Here is a 14,687-nt window from a genome sequence, read left to right as displayed (position 1 = left end):
GAAAGGCAACATCGGTGGATGGCCGTCCTGAGATCAACGCGGTGAATCCGGCGGGATCACCGAGAAGTTGTCGCGGAACAGGCCCTGGGGATCGACGCTGGCTTTGATCTCCCGCAGTCGTGCCAGCGTGGCGGGAGGGAAGGCATCGTGAATCCGGGCCGGATCGAGCGAGGTGTCGAAACTCAGGTACGTGCCGTTCAGATAGGGCTTGAGCTTGGCCCATTCGTCGGCGAGCCGTTGACGGTGTGCCCCGCCGGCGCTGATGGCGAAGTTCGCCGAACGATGCGCGTAGGCGGTCGCGTCGGCGGGCACGTCCGAGACGGCGCCGCCCACGCATCGGATCTGCACGAACGGGCTCGCGCCGCTGTCGATGAAACGGGCCAGAGCCTCGGCGACGTCGGGGGTGATGTGATCGATCAGACCCGAGGCTGATGCGGGCTCTCCCTGCCCGGAGTGCGGGGCCGGATCCGCATTGGCCATGACTGCGCTGTAGGGCACGAGTTGCACGGACTGGCTGGTGAGGGGAGATATCTCAGCGAGAGGCTGCAGCTGGCTGACGATGTCATCGGGGTCATCGGAGTCGACGACCCCCATCACGTGCACACCGCGCGCGGTGGTGGGCGTGCCGCGCGTGATGACGAGCTCCGTGGTGAGGTCCCGGGCGGACTCCTCCATGGTGGCGCCCCAGCGCTGCAGGAAATCCGCGAGGTCGCTGGGCTGATAGCCCAGCTGCGCGAAACCGACGTCGCCGACCTCCTCCACGGCGAAGTCGAACGCGACGACGATGCCCACGTTCGCGCCCGCGCCCCGGATCGCCCAGAAGAGGTCGCTGTTCTCGCTCGCGCTCGTGTGCACCAGCGAGCCGTCTGCCAGCACGATGTCGGCCGCGATGACATGGTCGATGGTCAACCCTTGCTTGCGAGCCAGCCACCCGATTCCGCCCGCTGTCGCCAGGCCGCCGACACCGACACCTCCGTAGTCGCCCGAGCTGAGAGCCCAGCCTTCTTCGGCGAGGGCCTTCGCAACGTCGAGCCACCGGGCGCCGGGTCCGATACGAACCGTCCGCCGACTCCGGTCGATCACCTCGATCGAATCGAGGTGGCGCAGGTCGATGACCAGGCCGCCGTCGTTGGTACTGCGACCGCTGATGCCGTGTCCGCCGCTGCGAATCGCGAGAGGCAGGTGGGTGTGTCGCCGCGCGAATGCGACGCTGTCGATGACGTCCTCGACCGTCCTCGGTTGCAGGACGAGTCCCGGTGAGCCGCCGCGCATATACGTCGATTTCACGGTGGCGTAGTTGAAATCGCCCGGTTCGATGGACGGCACGCCCGTGGGCGCCGACGTGTAGTCGATGCCGCCGCGTCGTTGAGCGAGAGCGGCGGCCTTCCTCGGTTCGCCGGCGACAACCCCCGTCCGCGCGCGCTCCGTCTCGAGCATCTCGCGCACCGCGGGCATGACCTCTTCCGCGAAGATGCGCAGCGCGGTGGCATTGTCCGTCGCGAGGATGAAGGTGCTCGCGCCATCCTCGATGGCGAGGGTGGCGAGACTCTCCGCCCACCCGTCGAGCCCGGTCTGCGGCACCGTGATGTTCAGCAACCGGCGGATTTCGCGCGGGTCGCGGCCCGCCGCGGTTGCGGCCTTGTCGATGGTTGCGTTTCCGGTGGCGAAATCTCCCGGCTTCATGTAGCCGTAGGAGGGCAACCAGCCGTCGGCCTTGCGGCCGATCAGGCGTAGTCCGCGCGGCTTGAGCGCGCCGACCCAGATCGGAATGTCGTGCGCGGGCAGTGGTCCACGCTTTGCTCCGGCGATACTGTGCACCGTACCGTCCAGGCGAAGCGGGGTGCGGTTTCCGGCATCCCAGATCCCACGCATCACGTCGATGGCTTCTTCGAGGGCGGTGACGGACTCCCCGGGCGTGAGTCGGGGAACGCCCATGGAGACCACCGCGTCCCAGAACGCGCCGGCACCCAGCGCCATATCGATGCGTCCGCCCGAGAGCAGGTCGAGACTGCTCGCAGCCCTCGCCGCCACGGCGGGGTTGCGCAGGGGCACATTCATGACGTTCGGTGCGATGTGGATGCTGTCGGTGCGCGCCGCGACATACGACATGAGCGTCCACGTGTCGTGAAAGGACGCCTGGTAGGGATGGTCCTGGAACGTCACGAGGTCGTATCCCAGAGACTCCACCAGCTGGGCGGTCTCGACGGGTGCCTGCGGGGTGACGTTCGTCGGCGTCACGAATGCGCCGAACCTCAGGGGGTGTCCATAGTCCACAAGGACTCCATTCTGTGCGGAGGGGGTCGAGTGCGCACTGCGCGGGAGCGACGCGAGTCGCCGCTCCCGCGCAGTGCGCCTTCGGATCAGAACATGCCGTGGCCGTTGACCGGGCTCACTTCTGCGGCCACCGGCTGCAGAACGTCCCAGTGCTCGAGTGCGATGCCGTCGGCATCCATTTTCCAAATGTCCACTCCTGCGACGCCGAGGTCGGCGGGGTCGTCGGTGTAGAGGTTCAGGAAGTTCACGTGCGCCCACACCCAGTCGCCCGAGGCGATGATGCGGTGGATGACCACGCGCGCGTCCTTTCGCTGTGCCGTCAATGCGGCGAATGCCGCGCCGAGGCCGGCGGCGCCGTCCGGCAGCTGCGGGTTGTGCTGGATGTAGCCTTCGGCCACGAGCTTGTTCGCGGCCTCAACGGGGTTCTTCTCGTTGATCGCTTCGTTGTAGAAGGCGATGAGGTTGTCCTTGTTGCGTACGGCGCGCTCATCGGTGGGGTCGAAGATCTCGATCATCATTCTCTCTTTTCTTTCGTTGTGATGGGTGGTGGATCAGATCAGGCTGACGCGCATCGCGTCGAGCTGTTCGGGGGTGGAGTTGCGAATCGCGTGCGCGATTCGAGCGGCATCGTCGCCGATGGTGGCGACGCTCGCGGCGGGCTGCTGCTCGGCGATCTCGATGACCTGCGCTGCGGCGACCTCGGACGGCATGCCGCTTGCCTGCCCGCTGTTGAAGCCGGCGGCGAACTTCGCGAAGCCATCGCCATAGAGTGCTTGCTGCTCAGGCGTGAACGCCTCGGACAGTTTCGACACCAAGGCGGCAGATTTCGCGGGCCCGCCGGTGAGCATGCTGCCCGGCTGGATGATCGTGACATCGATGCCGAAGCTGTGCAGCTCCGCGCGGTAGGCGACCATGAGCGCCTCGGCCGCAGCCTTCGACGCAGCAGACGGAGCGTTGAAGGGCATCGGGAACACCGCGGATATCGAGCTGATCTGCACGATGCGACCACGGCTCTCGCGCAACTGCGGCAGGAGCGCGTTGACCACGGTGAGCGGTGCGAACGTATTCACCTCGAACTCGCGACGGACCTCGTCGAGCGGCAACGCTTCGAGGGGGCCCGGAGTGAGGACGCCGGCGTTGCTGATGAGCAGGTCGACGCGGCCCCCCGATTTCTCTGCGATGTCGGCGGCCCATGTCTGCACGGCAGCCGCATCGGTGATGTCGACGCGCGTGAGATGCACGCTCGGGGCGCTCGGCATCTCTGCGTCGGAGAGCGCCGTTCCATAGACGGTGTATCCCTTCGCAGCGAGGCCTGCGGCGATGTCTCTGCCCAGTCCGGATGCCGCGCCTGTGACGACGGCGGTCTTGCTCATCTTCGCGTTCATCTTCTTCGCAGTGCCCTTCTCGAGTCTCTCGCTCGATGCCATTTACTTGACCGCTCAAGGATAACAGATACTTGACTCCTCAAGTACATCTTCGAGCAACGAGAATCCAGGCCGCGTGAGGCGGCGGTGGCGGGAAGGGTGCATGTTCGGTCCGAGTGTCGGGTCTGCGCGCCCGGGTGGGCTCGCTCGTGCCGGTCGTGCGACAGGTGTTTGACGGGTCAAGTATCATGGGGGCATGGGCGACCGGAATTCCACGATGACGCGTGAGGAGAAGACCCTCATGCAGGCGCTGTCGTGCGTCATCAACACGTTGCCGCGCGCCCTCGATGGGGACCTGCGGCGCGAGCAGGAGTTGCCGCTCACCGAATACTTCGCGCTCGCGAGTCTCGTCGATGCGAAGGATCGGCGGGTGCGCATGAGTGAACTCGCCGCACGGCTGTCCATCACCATCAGCGGTGCGACACGGACGGTGAACCGGCTGGAGTCTCTGGGCCTCGTCGAGCGGGAGCGCTCGTCCTCAGACGGTCGTGGAGCTGACGTCGTGCTGACGGAGTCGGGCTACGAACGTCTCCGTGAGGCGTGGCCGAGCCACCTCGCCAGCGCCCGCCGGCGCGTGCTGGACCACCTCAGTGAGGATGAGGTGCGAATCCTGACCCGCGCGCTCGGGGCCATCAGTGCAGCGTCGGGCGACGGGGCCGACTGACCGCGCGACGCCGACTGGCCGCGCGACGCCGACTGACCTCCGGTCCGCTCGGGGCGATGCCCTCGAGCGGACCGGTCCTGCCTGATCAGCCCTTCACGGAGCCGGACATCAGGCCGCCGACGAAGTACTTGCCCAGCAGGATGTACACCACCAGTGGCGGGAGCGAGGCCAGCAAGGCGCCGGCCATCGAGATGCCGTAGTCCTGCAGGAGTGCTCCGTTCGCGAGATTGTTCAATGCCAGGGTGACCGGGCCGTTGCGCGATGAGGAGAAGAACACGGCGAACAGGAAGTCGTTCCAGGCGTTGGTGAACTGCCAGATCAGCACGACGACGAAGCTGGGGATCGAGATCGGCAGGATGATCGACCAGTAGGTGCGGAGCATCCCGGCGCCGTCCATCCGTCCGGCCTCGACGAGCTCGTGGGGGATGGTCTGGTAGTAGTTGCGGAAGATCAGCGTCGTGATCGGGATGCCGTAGATGATGTGCAGCAGGATCAGTGACGGGACACCGCTCGGGATGCCGGCGCCCAGCATGATCTCCAGCAGGGGGATCATCACCGCCTGGTACGGGATGAACATGCCGAACAGGATGAGCGTGAACACGAGGTTCGCGCCGCGGAAGGTCCACAGCGACAGGACGTAGCCGTTGAGCGAGCCGAGGAAGGCCGAGATGATCGCCGACGGGATCACGATCATGAACGAGCGGCCGATCGACGGCGCCAACGCGTTCCACGCGCCGATCCAGTTGTCGAGCACCCATGTCTCGGGCAGGTTCCACGCCCGTGCGGGGGAGGCGTCGCCGGCGCCCTTGAAGCTGGTGATGAACAGCACGTAGACCGGCGTGAGCACGATCATGACGAAGAGGATCATCACGGCGAACCGCACCGTGCGGCCCACGCCGAACCGGTTCTGCGTCTTCTTGCGCGGCGCGTCCAGCTGCGGGGCGTCCGCGCCCGGGGGCGGCGTCGTTGCGGCTGCGGCAATGGGGGTGGTCATCGCTGCTCCTGACGGTTGGTCCAGATGAGGTAGGGGATGACGATCACCGCGACGATCACGAGCAGGATCGTTCCGACCGCCGCCGCGTTGGCGTAGTCGAAGCTCGACTTGAAGACGTACATGTCGACCGCTGGCACCTTGGTCTGGTAGTTCGACGGCTTCGAGATGGACATGATCAGGTCGAACGACTTCAGCGACATGTGACCGATGATGATCAGCGCGGACAGCGCGACGGGGGAGAGCTGGGGGAAGAGCACCAGCCGGTACAGCTGCCACTCGCTCGCGCCGTCCATCCGCGCCGCTTCGCGCAGTTCGTCGGGGATGCCTCGGAATCCGGCGAGGAACAGGGCCATGACGTACCCGGACAGCTGCCAGATCGCCGGCAGTGCGATCGCCGCGATGCCCCACGTGACGTCGTTCCACCACGGGTTCTGCAGGAAGTCCAGTCCGATCATCTGGAAGAGGCGGTTCAATCCGCTGGCGTTCTCGCCCTCGTTGGAGTTGAGCAGCCAGCGCCACACGACTCCGGAGGCGACGAACGAGACCGCCATCGGGAAGAGGTAGATGGCCCGGAACACGCCTTCGCCGCGGGAGGGCTTGTCCATGAGCCAGGCCCAGCTGAAGCCGATCACCATGGTGCCCACCAGGAACACGACCGTGAAGATCACGAGGTTCATCAGCGAGTGCTGGAAGTCGTCGCTGGCCAGCAGGGCGAAGTAGTTCTCGAACCACACCACAGCGGTCGGCTGCTGGCCCGTGGCCTGCGCGGCGGTGTGGTTGTCGGTGATCGAGGTCTGGAAGTTCGCCGCCAGGAGGCCGTAGACGAAGACCGCCAGGAGGAGGAGGGAGGGGGCGAGCAGCAGCAGGGGTGGTCCCGCTGTCTTCAGGCGCTTGAGCATGGGAGGACTCTCCGGAGGGTAGGCGCGAACGGCCCGGGGCGCGAGGGCCCCGGGCCGTTCAGCGATGTCAGCCGGCGACGGCGGCCGCGAGCTCGGACTGGAAGGTCGCGAGATCGGATGCCCCGGTCGTGAACTTGCTGGTCGCGTCGGACACCTGGTTCAGGGTCGCGACGGGGGTCGCCGCGCCGTGTGCGAGCGAGGACACGATGACGTCGCTGCCCCACGCCTCGATGGCGGACTGCTGGTACGGGCTGAAGTCACTGGTGTCGGCGTCGGTGCGGGCCGGGATCGAGCCCTTGGCCTTGTTGAACGCGGCCTGGCCTTCGGCGGAGCCGACGGTCTCGAGCCATGCCTTGGCGCCGTCCTCGTTCGGCGCGCCCACCGGAAGGGTGAACGAGTCGGCGAGGAAGTCGAAGACACCGGCGGTGCCGGGGACCGGGAAGTAGATGTAGTCCTCCGGCGAGGTCGCACCGGCTTCGGCGAAGGCGGCCTCCGCCCAGTCGCCCATCACGTTGAAGGCGGCCTGGCCGTCGATGATCTGCTGCGTGGCGTCGGGCCAGTCCAGACCGTCGCGGTCGTCGTTGGTGTAGCCCATGATGATCTCGAAGTTCTCCAACGCGGTCGTGACCTCGGAGCTCTCCCAGTCGGTGGAACCGTCCCACAGGCCGTTGTAGTCCTCGGCGCCCAGCGACGACAGCAGGACCGTCTCGAGCAGGTGCACCTGGGTCCAGGTGGTCGCGACAGACAGCGGCGTCTTGCCGGTCTCCTGCACGGCGTCGAGCGCGACGATCCAGTCGTCGATGCTCTCGTACTCCGCCTCCGGATCCAGGCCGGCCTCTTCGAGCACGGCGGGGCTTGCCCACACGACGTTTGCGCGGTGGATGTTGGAGGGCACCGAGTAGATCGCGCCGTCGACCGTGAGGCGGTCGATCAGGTCGGCGGGGAACGCGTCGGTCAGGCCGAACTCGCTGTACAGGTCCGACACGTCCTGGATCTGTGCGGCGTCGATGTAGTCCTGGAGCTCCGCACCGGCGTGGGCCTGGAAGGTGTCCGGGGCGTCGCCGGCCTGCAGGCGCGACTGGAGGAGGTCCTTCGCCGCGGAGCCGGCGCCACCGGCGACGGCGCCGTTGACGAACTCGAGGTCGGGGTGCTGCTCGTTGAACACGCTCACCAGGGCGTCGAGGCCGGCCTTCTCAGAGCCGGCGGCCCACCAGGTGAACACCTCGACCTCGGGGCCGCTGCTGCCGCCGCCGTCGTTGCTCTCGGAGGAGTCTCCAGAGCAGGCCGAGAGGCCGAGTGTGAGGGCTGCCGCCCCCGCGCCGAGGGCCATGAGCGATTTCTTGCTGCGCAGATTCATATCGTCTTCCTTGCCGATGTGGTGCACGGAACGGGATGGGCCGTGCCGGAGCGCTGCCGTGCGCTCGCTGGTGAGATTCATCTAAGGGGGAGAGTGTGCTTGAAGTCAAGACCTGAACTCAACGGCGCGCAAAACGTGATTTTCGTGTGACTTTCCGAAGTCAACCCAATGGGCCGGTACCCTACGACGTGTGCACGACACGCAGGCGGCGAAGGGGTCGCAGACCTCGCTTCGTGAGGCCAACCGTGCCCGCGTCGTCGGAGCCGTGCAACAACACGGCTCTCTGACGCAGGTGGAGCTGGCCACGATCACCGGCCTGTCTCCGGCGAGTGTGTCGAACATCGTCACCGAGCTCGCAGACGCCGGTGTCCTCGACACCAGCCCCTCCATCCGTTCCGGCCGCAGAGCCCGACTGGTCACGCTCGCGCGTTCGATCGGCATGGTCGCCGGCATCGATCTGGCCGCGCGCTCGATGCACGTCGCGCTCGCCGACACCTCGATGCAGATCCTGGCCTCCGAAACCCTGCCGTTGGCCCCCGACCACCGCGCCGACATGAGCCTGCAACGCGCCGCGATGCTCGTGCAGGAGATGGTCGAGTCGGTCGACGCCGCCGGAGACGAGTTGCTGGCCATCGGCGTGGGAGTCCCGGCCCCGGTCGATGTGGCCACAGGAACGGTGTCGTCCACGTCGCTCCTGAGGGGATGGGACGGCGCTGCGGTCACGGAGATCCTCGCCGCCACCTCGTCGGTACCCACGGTCGTCGACAACGACGCCAACCTCGGTGCGTTGGCGGAAGCGCGTTACGGTGCCGGTGTCGGTGCCGACCCCGTCGCCTACGTGCGCGTCTCGCACCGCATCGGCGCCGGGATCGTGCTGGGAGGGCGTGTGCTCCACGGCCGCCGCGGGACGGCGGGGGAACTGGGGCACATGATCGTCGATGAGCGCGGACCGGTGTGCCGGTGCGGCAACCGGGGATGCCTGGAAACGGTCGCGGGGGCGGCCGCGCTCGTGCAGATCCTCAGTGCCAGCCACGGTCATCTCACCCTCGACGACGTGATCACTCGGGCACTCGAGGGCGACCCCGGATGCCGCCGCGCGATCGCCGACACCGGACGCACGCTCGGAACCGCGATCGCGAACCTGTGCACCGTGGTCGACCCCGAGATCGTGGTGATCGGCGGCGATCTCTCCACCGCGGGAGAGGTGCTTCTCGGGCCGCTACGCGACGCGCTCGAGCAGCACACCCTCGCCACGAACGTCGGAGCGCCCAGCGTGGTCCCGGCGGAGTTCGGCGGCGAAGCGGAACTGCGCGGCGCGCTCGCCGCGGCACTCGATCGCGCCCGCGAACTCGGCGCCCTGGGGGTCGCATCGTGAGCAGGATCCGACTCCGCCGCAGCCTGGCCGTCGTCTGCGCCCTCGCCGCGATCGCCCTCGCCGGTTGCGCCCCCGCGCCTGTGGCCTCGACGCAAGCGGGCACGATCGGCCTGCTGCTGCCCGAAGCGGGCATCTCGCGGTACGAGACCTCCGACCGGCCGACCTTCGAAGATACCGTCGCCAAACGCTGCCCGGACTGCGAACTGCTCTACGCCAACGCCAATTCCAGTGCCGCGCGACAGCAGGAGCAGGCGGAGGCGATGCTCGCACGTGGTGCCGATGTGCTGGTCATCGACGCCGTCGACACCGTGGCCGCCGAGAGCGTCGTGGCCGCCGCCACGCGCAGCGGCGCGACGGTGGTCGCCTACGACCGCTTCATCGACCATCCGGATGTCGCGGTGTACGTCTCGTTCGACTCCGAACTGATCGGCCGTCTGCAGGCGGACGCGGTCGTCGACGCCCTCCCGCAGATCCGCGTGGGGGAGACGGCCGGGCTCCTCCTCCTGCACGGCTCGCCCACCGATCCGAACGCCGCGGCGCTGCGTGCCGGGGTCCACGATGCCCTCCAGGACGCCGACGTCGAGGTCCTCGGGGAGTTCGACGTGCCCGCATGGAGCGCGACGGAGGCGCAGGAGTGGGTGGCCGGACAGTTGGCGCAGCACCCGGGGCGGATCGACGGCGTGGTCGCCGCCAACGACGCCCTCGCCGGGGGTGCGATCGCCGCGCTGAAAGCCGCAGGCATCGACCCCATGCCGCCGGTGTCGGGGCAGGACGGCGAACTGTCCGCGATCCAGCGCATCGTGGCGGGGGACCAACTGATGACGGTGGCGAAGGCCACCGACGACCAGGCCCGCACCGCCGCCGAGGTCGCGGTGCGTCTGCTGCGCGGGGAGGAGCCGGCCGCGCCGGGGACCCGCGATGGCATATCGAGCTTCCTGCTGGCGCCCACCAGTGTCTGGCGAGACGATATCGAACGCGTGATCATCCAGGGCCGGGTGCACTCGGCCGACGCCATCTGTACACCGCCGTACGCCGACGCCTGCGCGCAGCTCGGTCTGACCGACAGGGAGCTTCCATGACAGCGGTCGTCTCACTCGCGGGCGTCTCCAAGAGCTTCGGAGCCGCCCACGCCCTCGTGGACATCGATCTGGACATCCACGCCGGGGAGGTGGTCGCCGTCGTCGGCGACAACGGTGCCGGAAAGTCCACTCTGATGGGGATCGCCTCGGGTGCGACGGCCCCCACCTCCGGTGTGGTGCGCGTCGACGGCGCGGCCGTGCGGTTCGGGTCGCCGGCCGACGCGAGGCGCCACGGAATCGCCGCCTCCCCGCAGGCGCTTGCGCTGTGCGGGAACCTCGACGTCGTCGAGAACCTCTATCTCGGCCATGAGGAGGTGCGAGCCGGCCTTCTCGACGAGGTCGAGATGGAACGGGGGGCTCGTGTCGTCCTCGACAGTCTCGCCGCCCGTATCCCGGATGTGAGGGTGCCGGTGCACGCGCTCTCCGGCGGACAGCGTCGTAGCGTCGCGATCGCCCGCACCCTGCTCGGCGACCCGCGGGTCGTGCTGTTGGATGAGCCGACGAACGCCCTCGGCGTGCGCCAGACCGCCCAGATCCTCACGCTGATCGGCCGATTGCGATCGCGCGGTCACGCCGTCGTGCTCGCCAGCCACTCGATAACCGACGTGCTCGCCGTCTCGGACCGCGTGATCGTCCTGCGGCTCGGGCGTCTGGTCGGCGAATACGACGCCGCGCAGACGACCGCCGAAGAGCTGCTGGGGGCGATCACGGGGGCCACGGCGCCGATGGGCCACGCGGCACCGGATGGCGGAGGGTGGCGCGGATGAACCTCGCAGAGCACTGGCGGCGCATGCGTGACGGCGAGCGCCCGGTCTTCCCCATCGTGGTCGCGCTGGTGGTCATCTGGGTGATCCTCGGCTTCGCGTCTCCCGCTTTCTGGGCGCCCGAAAACCTCGTCAACCTCTCCCTGCAGTCGGTGTCGACGGGCATCATCGCGCTCGGGGTCGTCATCGTGCTGCTGATCGGGCAGATCGACCTCTCGGTCGGCGCCGTCAGCGGGCTCGCCGCGGCGATCGCCGCCGTGACGGCGATGTCATGGGGGTGGCCCCTCGCGATCGCGGTGGTCTCCGCGCTCGCGGTCGGGGCGATCATCGGGGTGCTCTACGGTGTGCTCATCGCCCGGGTCGGCCTGCCCGGATTCGTCCTCACCCTCGCCGGACTCCTCATCGCCACGGGCCTGCAGTGGCAGATCCTCGGCGATGCCGGGTCGATCAACCTCCCGTTCGACTCGTGGCTCGTGCGGTTCACCCAGACTGCTTTCGTCCCGACACCGGTGGCGTGGGTGCTCGTCACGCTCGCCGTCGTCGGCACCGCCGTCCCCCGCGTGATCGCCCGGCGTCGGCGCCGTGCCGCCGACCTGGGAGCCGAGAGCGTCGGTGCGATCGCGCTCAAGACGCTCCTGGTCGCGGTTCTGCTCGCCGTCCCGGTCGCCTACCTCTCCCAGGCGCGCGGGGTCGGCTGGAGTGTCGTGCTGTTCGTGGCCCTCGTGTGGGCCGCCGACATCCTGTTGCGTCGCACGCGCTGGGGGCGCGGGATCCGCGCGATCGGCGGGGACCACCACGCGGCACGACTGGCCGGAGTGCCGGTGCGACGCATCGTCGTCAGCGCCTTCGTCGCCTGCTCCACGCTGGCCGCGCTCGGCGGAGTCCTCGCGGCCGGGCGACTCGCGGCGGCCAATCAGAGCTCCGGCGGGGGAGAACTGTTCCTGATCGCGATCGCGGCCGCCATCGTCGGGGGCACGAGCTTGTACGGCGGGCGCGGCAACGCCTGGTCCGCCCTCGTCGGCATCCTCATCATCCAGTCGATCGCCAACGGCCTGACTCTGATCGACCTCGACGCGTCGGCTCGCAACATCGCCACCGGGGTCGTGCTCGTGCTCGCCGTCACGATCGACACGCTGCTCAGTCGGCGTCGTCGCCCGTTCGCCGCGACCGGCGACGTCTTCTGACCCGCGTCAGTCGCGGGCGTCGGGGAGCACGAACGTCTGTCGCGCGATCGGGGATCCGAGGGTCTCGGGGGTGTAGTGGCGGGAGAGCAGATCGGCGTCGAACAGGTCGGGGTGCGCGCTTTCGAACTCCTCGAAGTCGGCCCCGGGGCCGCTCTCCCACAGTCGCTGCCGGACGAGCGCGAGGAAGGCGACCGTGATCGTCTCGTGGTACTTGTCGGACTTGCCGAGCGCGGCCGCGTACGTGCGGATCGAGCGCTGCACCCGGGCCAGGGCGGTCGGGAAATCCGCGTCGATCGAGCTGAGATAGGCCAGGCGGACGTGTCCGCGGTGGTCGAACGCCTTCGGAGGGAGGGTGCAGTCGTCGAGCGCGTCGAGGAATTCGTCGTCGGTCATCGGGGCCTTTCGGGAGTGCGTCTTCATCGCGTCGCGGTGTCGAGGGCCTGGTCGATGTCGGCCAGGAGATCGTCGACGCCCTCGATGCCGACCGAGAGGCGCACGAGCGTCTCCGGTACGGCGAGTTCGGTCCCCCGCACCGACGCGTGGGTCATCGCGTCAGGGTAATTCAACAGCGACTCCACCCCACCCAGCGACTCGGCGAGCGTGAACAGCGTCGTCGCCTCCGAGAACGCCCGCGCCTGCGCGCCGGTGGACAGCTCGAGCGAGACGATCCCGCCGAAGCCGGTCATCTGCGCGGCGGCGATCTCGTGGCCCGGGTGCGTCGCCAGACCGGGGTAGTGCACCGCGCCGACCCGGGGGTCGCCCGCCAACGCCTCGGCGATGCGCTGGGCGTTCGCGCTGTGGCGCTCCATCCGGATCCCGAGGGTTTTGATCCCGCGGGTCGTGAGCCACGCGTCCAGCGGTCCGGAGACGGCGCCGGCGGCGAACTGCAGGAACTTCGTCTTCGCGTGGATGTCGGCGTCGGAGGTCATGACCGCGCCCCCGACGACATCCGAGTGGCCACCGAGGTACTTGGTCGCGGAGTGCACCACGACGTCGGCGCCGAGCGCGAGGGGGCGCTGGAGGGCGGGGGTCGCGAACGTGTTGTCGACCACCAGCAGCGCGCCTACGGCATGGGCGGTCCGTGCCAGAGCCGCGATGTCGGTCACGCGCAGCAACGGGTTGCTCGGTGTCTCCACCCACACCAGGTTCGGTGTGCTCTCGGCCAGGGCGTTCTCGACGGCGGTGGGGTCGCTCAGATCGGCGACGCGCACGGTGACGCCCCACGGCACGAGGATCTTCGAGATCAACCGGTAGGTGCCGCCGTACGCGTCATTGCCGAGGAGGATCTCATCGCCCGGGCGGAGCACGGCGCGCAACAGCGCGTCCTCCGCGGCCAGACCCGACGCGAACGACAGCCCGAACTCGGCGCCTTCGATGGCGGCGAGCTGGTGCTCCAGCGCGGCGCGCGTGGGATTGCCGGCGCGGCCGTAATCGTAGCCGTCGCGGAGATTCCCGATGCCGTCCTGCACGAACGTCGACGAGAAATGCACCGGCGGGATCACGGCACCGGTCGACGCGTCGGGGTCTTGGCCGGCGTGCACGGCGAGGCTGTTGAAGTCGCGGGCGAGGGGGGAGCTCATGGGGTGTCCTCGGGGTCGGTGTCATCGGATGACGACAGGTGGGTGTCCAGCCACGCGTCGTCGAAGAGTTTGTTGAGGTAGCCGCGGCCGCCGTCGGCGAGCAGGACGACCACCACGGCGTCCTCGGGCAGGTCCCGCGCCGTGCGAAGGGCGGCGACGACGGCCATGCCGCTCGAGCCACCTACGAGCAGGCCCTCCTCGGTGGCCAGGCGCCGGGTCATCTCGAACGACTCGGCGTCCGACACGCGCTCGAAACCGTCGACCGCATCCGGGTCGAAGTTCGGAGGGATGAAGTCCTCGCCGACGCCCTCGACGAGGAACCCGTGCACCGGCCCGCCGGAGTAGATCGAACCGACGGGGTCGGCGCCGATCACCTGCACGCGTCCGTCGGAGACCTCGTGCAGGTAGCGGCCGGTGCCGGAGATGGTCCCGGCGGTACCGACGCCGGCGACGAAGTGGGTCACCCTGCCGTCGGTGTCGCGCCAGATCTCCGGTCCCGTCGTCTCGTAGTGGCTGCGGGGTGCGGCCGGATTGGAGAACTGGTCGGGTTTGAAGGCGCCGGGGATCTCTCGCGCGAGCCGGTCGGAGACGGAGTAGTACGAGTCGGGGTGCTCGGGCGGCACGGAGGTGGGGACCTCCACGATCTCGGCGCCGTACGCACGCAGGGTCGCCACCTTGTCGCCGGCGAACTTGTCCGGCACCACGCAGATCATGCGATATCCACGCTGCTGGGCGATGATCGCCAGGGCCACACCGGTGTTGCCGCTGGTGGGCTCGACGATCGTGCCGCCCGGGCTCAGGTGACCGGCACGTTCGGCCTCGTCGATCATGGCCACCGCGATGCGGTCCTTCGCCGATCCCCCCGGGTTGAGGTACTCGACCTTGGCGAGCACGGTCGCCCGGATGCCCTCGGTCACCTTCGTGAGGCGGACGAGCGGAGTGTTGCCGATGAGCTCGGCGATCGATTCGGCGTATCGCACGGGTGGTCCTGAGGTGTCGTGGCCGCGGACGGGCGCGCGGCGGGAGGGTTGTTCGAGGGCGCGGAAGCGCTACAGACAACAGTGACACGTCGGGACCATGTCGGCCATTCTGC

General features: G+C 68.6%; 14 protein-coding genes. 5 read left to right on the top strand and 9 right to left on the bottom strand.

The genetic code is table 11. The annotated features are described in order from the left end of the window. Window positions 1–33: 33 nt before the first annotated feature. The 3 genes from ABD204_RS01915 to ABD204_RS01905 all read right to left on the bottom strand — a co-directional run bounded on the left by ABD204_RS01915 (window position 34) and on the right by ABD204_RS01905 (window position 3,647). The gene (locus ABD204_RS01915) at window positions 34–2,238 is read right to left on the bottom strand and encodes an LLM class flavin-dependent oxidoreductase (RefSeq protein ID WP_338402941.1); all 2,205 of its coding nucleotides are present in this window, start codon (window positions 2,236–2,238) and stop codon (window positions 34–36) included. A gap of 122 nt (window positions 2,239–2,360) precedes the next feature. Beyond that, a complete protein-coding gene (locus ABD204_RS01910) occupies window positions 2,361–2,789 on the bottom strand; it encodes a nuclear transport factor 2 family protein (RefSeq protein WP_194424177.1) in 429 nt (142 codons plus the stop codon). A gap of 36 nt (window positions 2,790–2,825) precedes the next feature. After that, window positions 2,826–3,647 carry an SDR family NAD(P)-dependent oxidoreductase gene (locus tag ABD204_RS01905; RefSeq protein ID WP_241747748.1) on the bottom strand — a complete coding sequence of 274 codons (822 nt, stop codon included), beginning with the start codon at window positions 3,645–3,647 and terminating at the stop codon, window positions 2,826–2,828. A gap of 247 nt (window positions 3,648–3,894) precedes the next feature. Between ABD204_RS01905 and ABD204_RS01900 the strand changes: the two genes are divergently transcribed. Beyond that, window positions 3,895–4,362 carry a MarR family winged helix-turn-helix transcriptional regulator gene (locus ABD204_RS01900; RefSeq protein WP_206697119.1) on the top strand — a complete coding sequence of 156 codons (468 nt, stop codon included), beginning with the start codon at window positions 3,895–3,897 and terminating at the stop codon, window positions 4,360–4,362. Window positions 4,363–4,447: 85 nt separating this feature from the next. On the opposite strand, the gene ABD204_RS01895 is transcribed toward ABD204_RS01900, so the two are convergent. From ABD204_RS01895 to ABD204_RS01885, 3 genes are all read right to left on the bottom strand, one after another. Beyond that, window positions 4,448–5,356 (bottom strand): carbohydrate ABC transporter permease, encoded by a 909-nt coding sequence (locus ABD204_RS01895; protein ID WP_194423027.1) that lies wholly within the window; start codon window positions 5,354–5,356, stop codon window positions 4,448–4,450. Then, window positions 5,353–6,255 carry a carbohydrate ABC transporter permease gene (locus ABD204_RS01890; protein ID WP_194423026.1) on the bottom strand — a complete coding sequence of 301 codons (903 nt, stop codon included), beginning with the start codon at window positions 6,253–6,255 and terminating at the stop codon, window positions 5,353–5,355. The genes ABD204_RS01895 and ABD204_RS01890 overlap by 4 nt, the downstream gene beginning before the upstream one ends. Before the next feature lie 67 nt (window positions 6,256–6,322). Further along, entirely contained in the window at window positions 6,323–7,612 is a 1,290-nt protein-coding gene (locus ABD204_RS01885; protein ID WP_194423025.1) for an ABC transporter substrate-binding protein, read from the bottom strand. Between the two features lie 190 nt (window positions 7,613–7,802). On the opposite strand from ABD204_RS01885, the gene ABD204_RS01880 reads away from it, so the two are divergent. The 4 genes from ABD204_RS01880 to ABD204_RS01865 are packed head-to-tail and all read left to right on the top strand — an operon-like array spanning window position 7,803 to window position 12,014. Beyond that, window positions 7,803–8,987, top strand: coding sequence for an ROK family transcriptional regulator (locus ABD204_RS01880; protein WP_194423024.1), 1,185 nt, complete (start codon window positions 7,803–7,805; stop codon window positions 8,985–8,987). Continuing rightward, window positions 8,984–10,066 carry a substrate-binding domain-containing protein gene (locus ABD204_RS01875; protein WP_322597473.1) on the top strand — a complete coding sequence of 361 codons (1,083 nt, stop codon included), beginning with the start codon at window positions 8,984–8,986 and terminating at the stop codon, window positions 10,064–10,066. The genes ABD204_RS01880 and ABD204_RS01875 overlap by 4 nt, the downstream gene beginning before the upstream one ends. After that, complete coding sequence (locus ABD204_RS01870; protein ID WP_194423023.1) at window positions 10,063–10,833, top strand: ATP-binding cassette domain-containing protein; 771 nt, start codon at window positions 10,063–10,065, stop codon at window positions 10,831–10,833. Before ABD204_RS01875 ends, ABD204_RS01870 begins: the two co-directional genes overlap by 4 nt. Further along, complete coding sequence (locus tag ABD204_RS01865) at window positions 10,830–12,014, top strand: sugar ABC transporter permease (protein WP_194423022.1); 1,185 nt, start codon at window positions 10,830–10,832, stop codon at window positions 12,012–12,014. Before ABD204_RS01870 ends, ABD204_RS01865 begins: the two co-directional genes overlap by 4 nt. Window positions 12,015–12,020: 6 nt before the next feature. On the opposite strand, the gene ABD204_RS01860 is transcribed toward ABD204_RS01865, so the two are convergent. The 3 genes from ABD204_RS01860 to ABD204_RS01850 are packed head-to-tail and all read right to left on the bottom strand — an operon-like array spanning window position 12,021 to window position 14,574. After that, window positions 12,021–12,407 carry a hypothetical protein gene (locus ABD204_RS01860; RefSeq protein ID WP_194423021.1) on the bottom strand — a complete coding sequence of 129 codons (387 nt, stop codon included), beginning with the start codon at window positions 12,405–12,407 and terminating at the stop codon, window positions 12,021–12,023. Window positions 12,408–12,430: 23 nt separating this feature from the next. Beyond that, the gene (locus ABD204_RS01855) at window positions 12,431–13,594 is read right to left on the bottom strand and encodes a cystathionine gamma-synthase (protein ID WP_194423020.1); all 1,164 of its coding nucleotides are present in this window, start codon (window positions 13,592–13,594) and stop codon (window positions 12,431–12,433) included. After that, complete coding sequence (locus ABD204_RS01850; protein WP_194423019.1) at window positions 13,591–14,574, bottom strand: PLP-dependent cysteine synthase family protein; 984 nt, start codon at window positions 14,572–14,574, stop codon at window positions 13,591–13,593. Before ABD204_RS01850 ends, ABD204_RS01855 begins: the two co-directional genes overlap by 4 nt. Window positions 14,575–14,687: the final 113 nt, after the last annotated feature.

The organism is Microbacterium aquimaris (genome assembly GCF_039531285.1).
Classification (GTDB): Bacteria; Actinomycetota; Actinomycetes; order Actinomycetales; family Microbacteriaceae; genus Microbacterium; species Microbacterium aquimaris.
Note: the sequence above shows the minus strand (reverse complement) of the source record. Positions and strands in the feature narration are given on the sequence as shown.

Bases quoted from the DNA above. Each gene is read 5' to 3' on its own strand.
- ABD204_RS01870 (WP_194423023.1), top strand. From the start codon at position 10,063: ATGACAGCGGTCGTCTCACTCGCGGGCGTCTCCAAGAGCTTCGGAGCC.
- ABD204_RS01860 (WP_194423021.1), bottom strand. From the start codon at position 12,407: ATGACCGACGACGAATTCCTCGACGCGCTCGACGACTGCACCCTCCCT.
- ABD204_RS01910 (WP_194424177.1), bottom strand. From the start codon at position 2,789: ATGATCGAGATCTTCGACCCCACCGATGAGCGCGCCGTACGCAACAAG.
- ABD204_RS01855 (WP_194423020.1), bottom strand. From the start codon at position 13,594: ATGAGCTCCCCCCTCGCCCGCGACTTCAACAGCCTCGCCGTGCACGCC.
- ABD204_RS01865 (WP_194423022.1), top strand. From the start codon at position 10,830: ATGAACCTCGCAGAGCACTGGCGGCGCATGCGTGACGGCGAGCGCCCG.
- ABD204_RS01895 (WP_194423027.1), bottom strand. From the start codon at position 5,356: ATGACCACCCCCATTGCCGCAGCCGCAACGACGCCGCCCCCGGGCGCG.
- ABD204_RS01900 (WP_206697119.1), top strand. From the start codon at position 3,895: ATGGGCGACCGGAATTCCACGATGACGCGTGAGGAGAAGACCCTCATG.
- ABD204_RS01905 (WP_241747748.1), bottom strand. From the start codon at position 3,647: ATGAGCAAGACCGCCGTCGTCACAGGCGCGGCATCCGGACTGGGCAGA.
- ABD204_RS01890 (WP_194423026.1), bottom strand. From the start codon at position 6,255: ATGCTCAAGCGCCTGAAGACAGCGGGACCACCCCTGCTGCTGCTCGCC.
- ABD204_RS01885 (WP_194423025.1), bottom strand. From the start codon at position 7,612: ATGAATCTGCGCAGCAAGAAATCGCTCATGGCCCTCGGCGCGGGGGCG.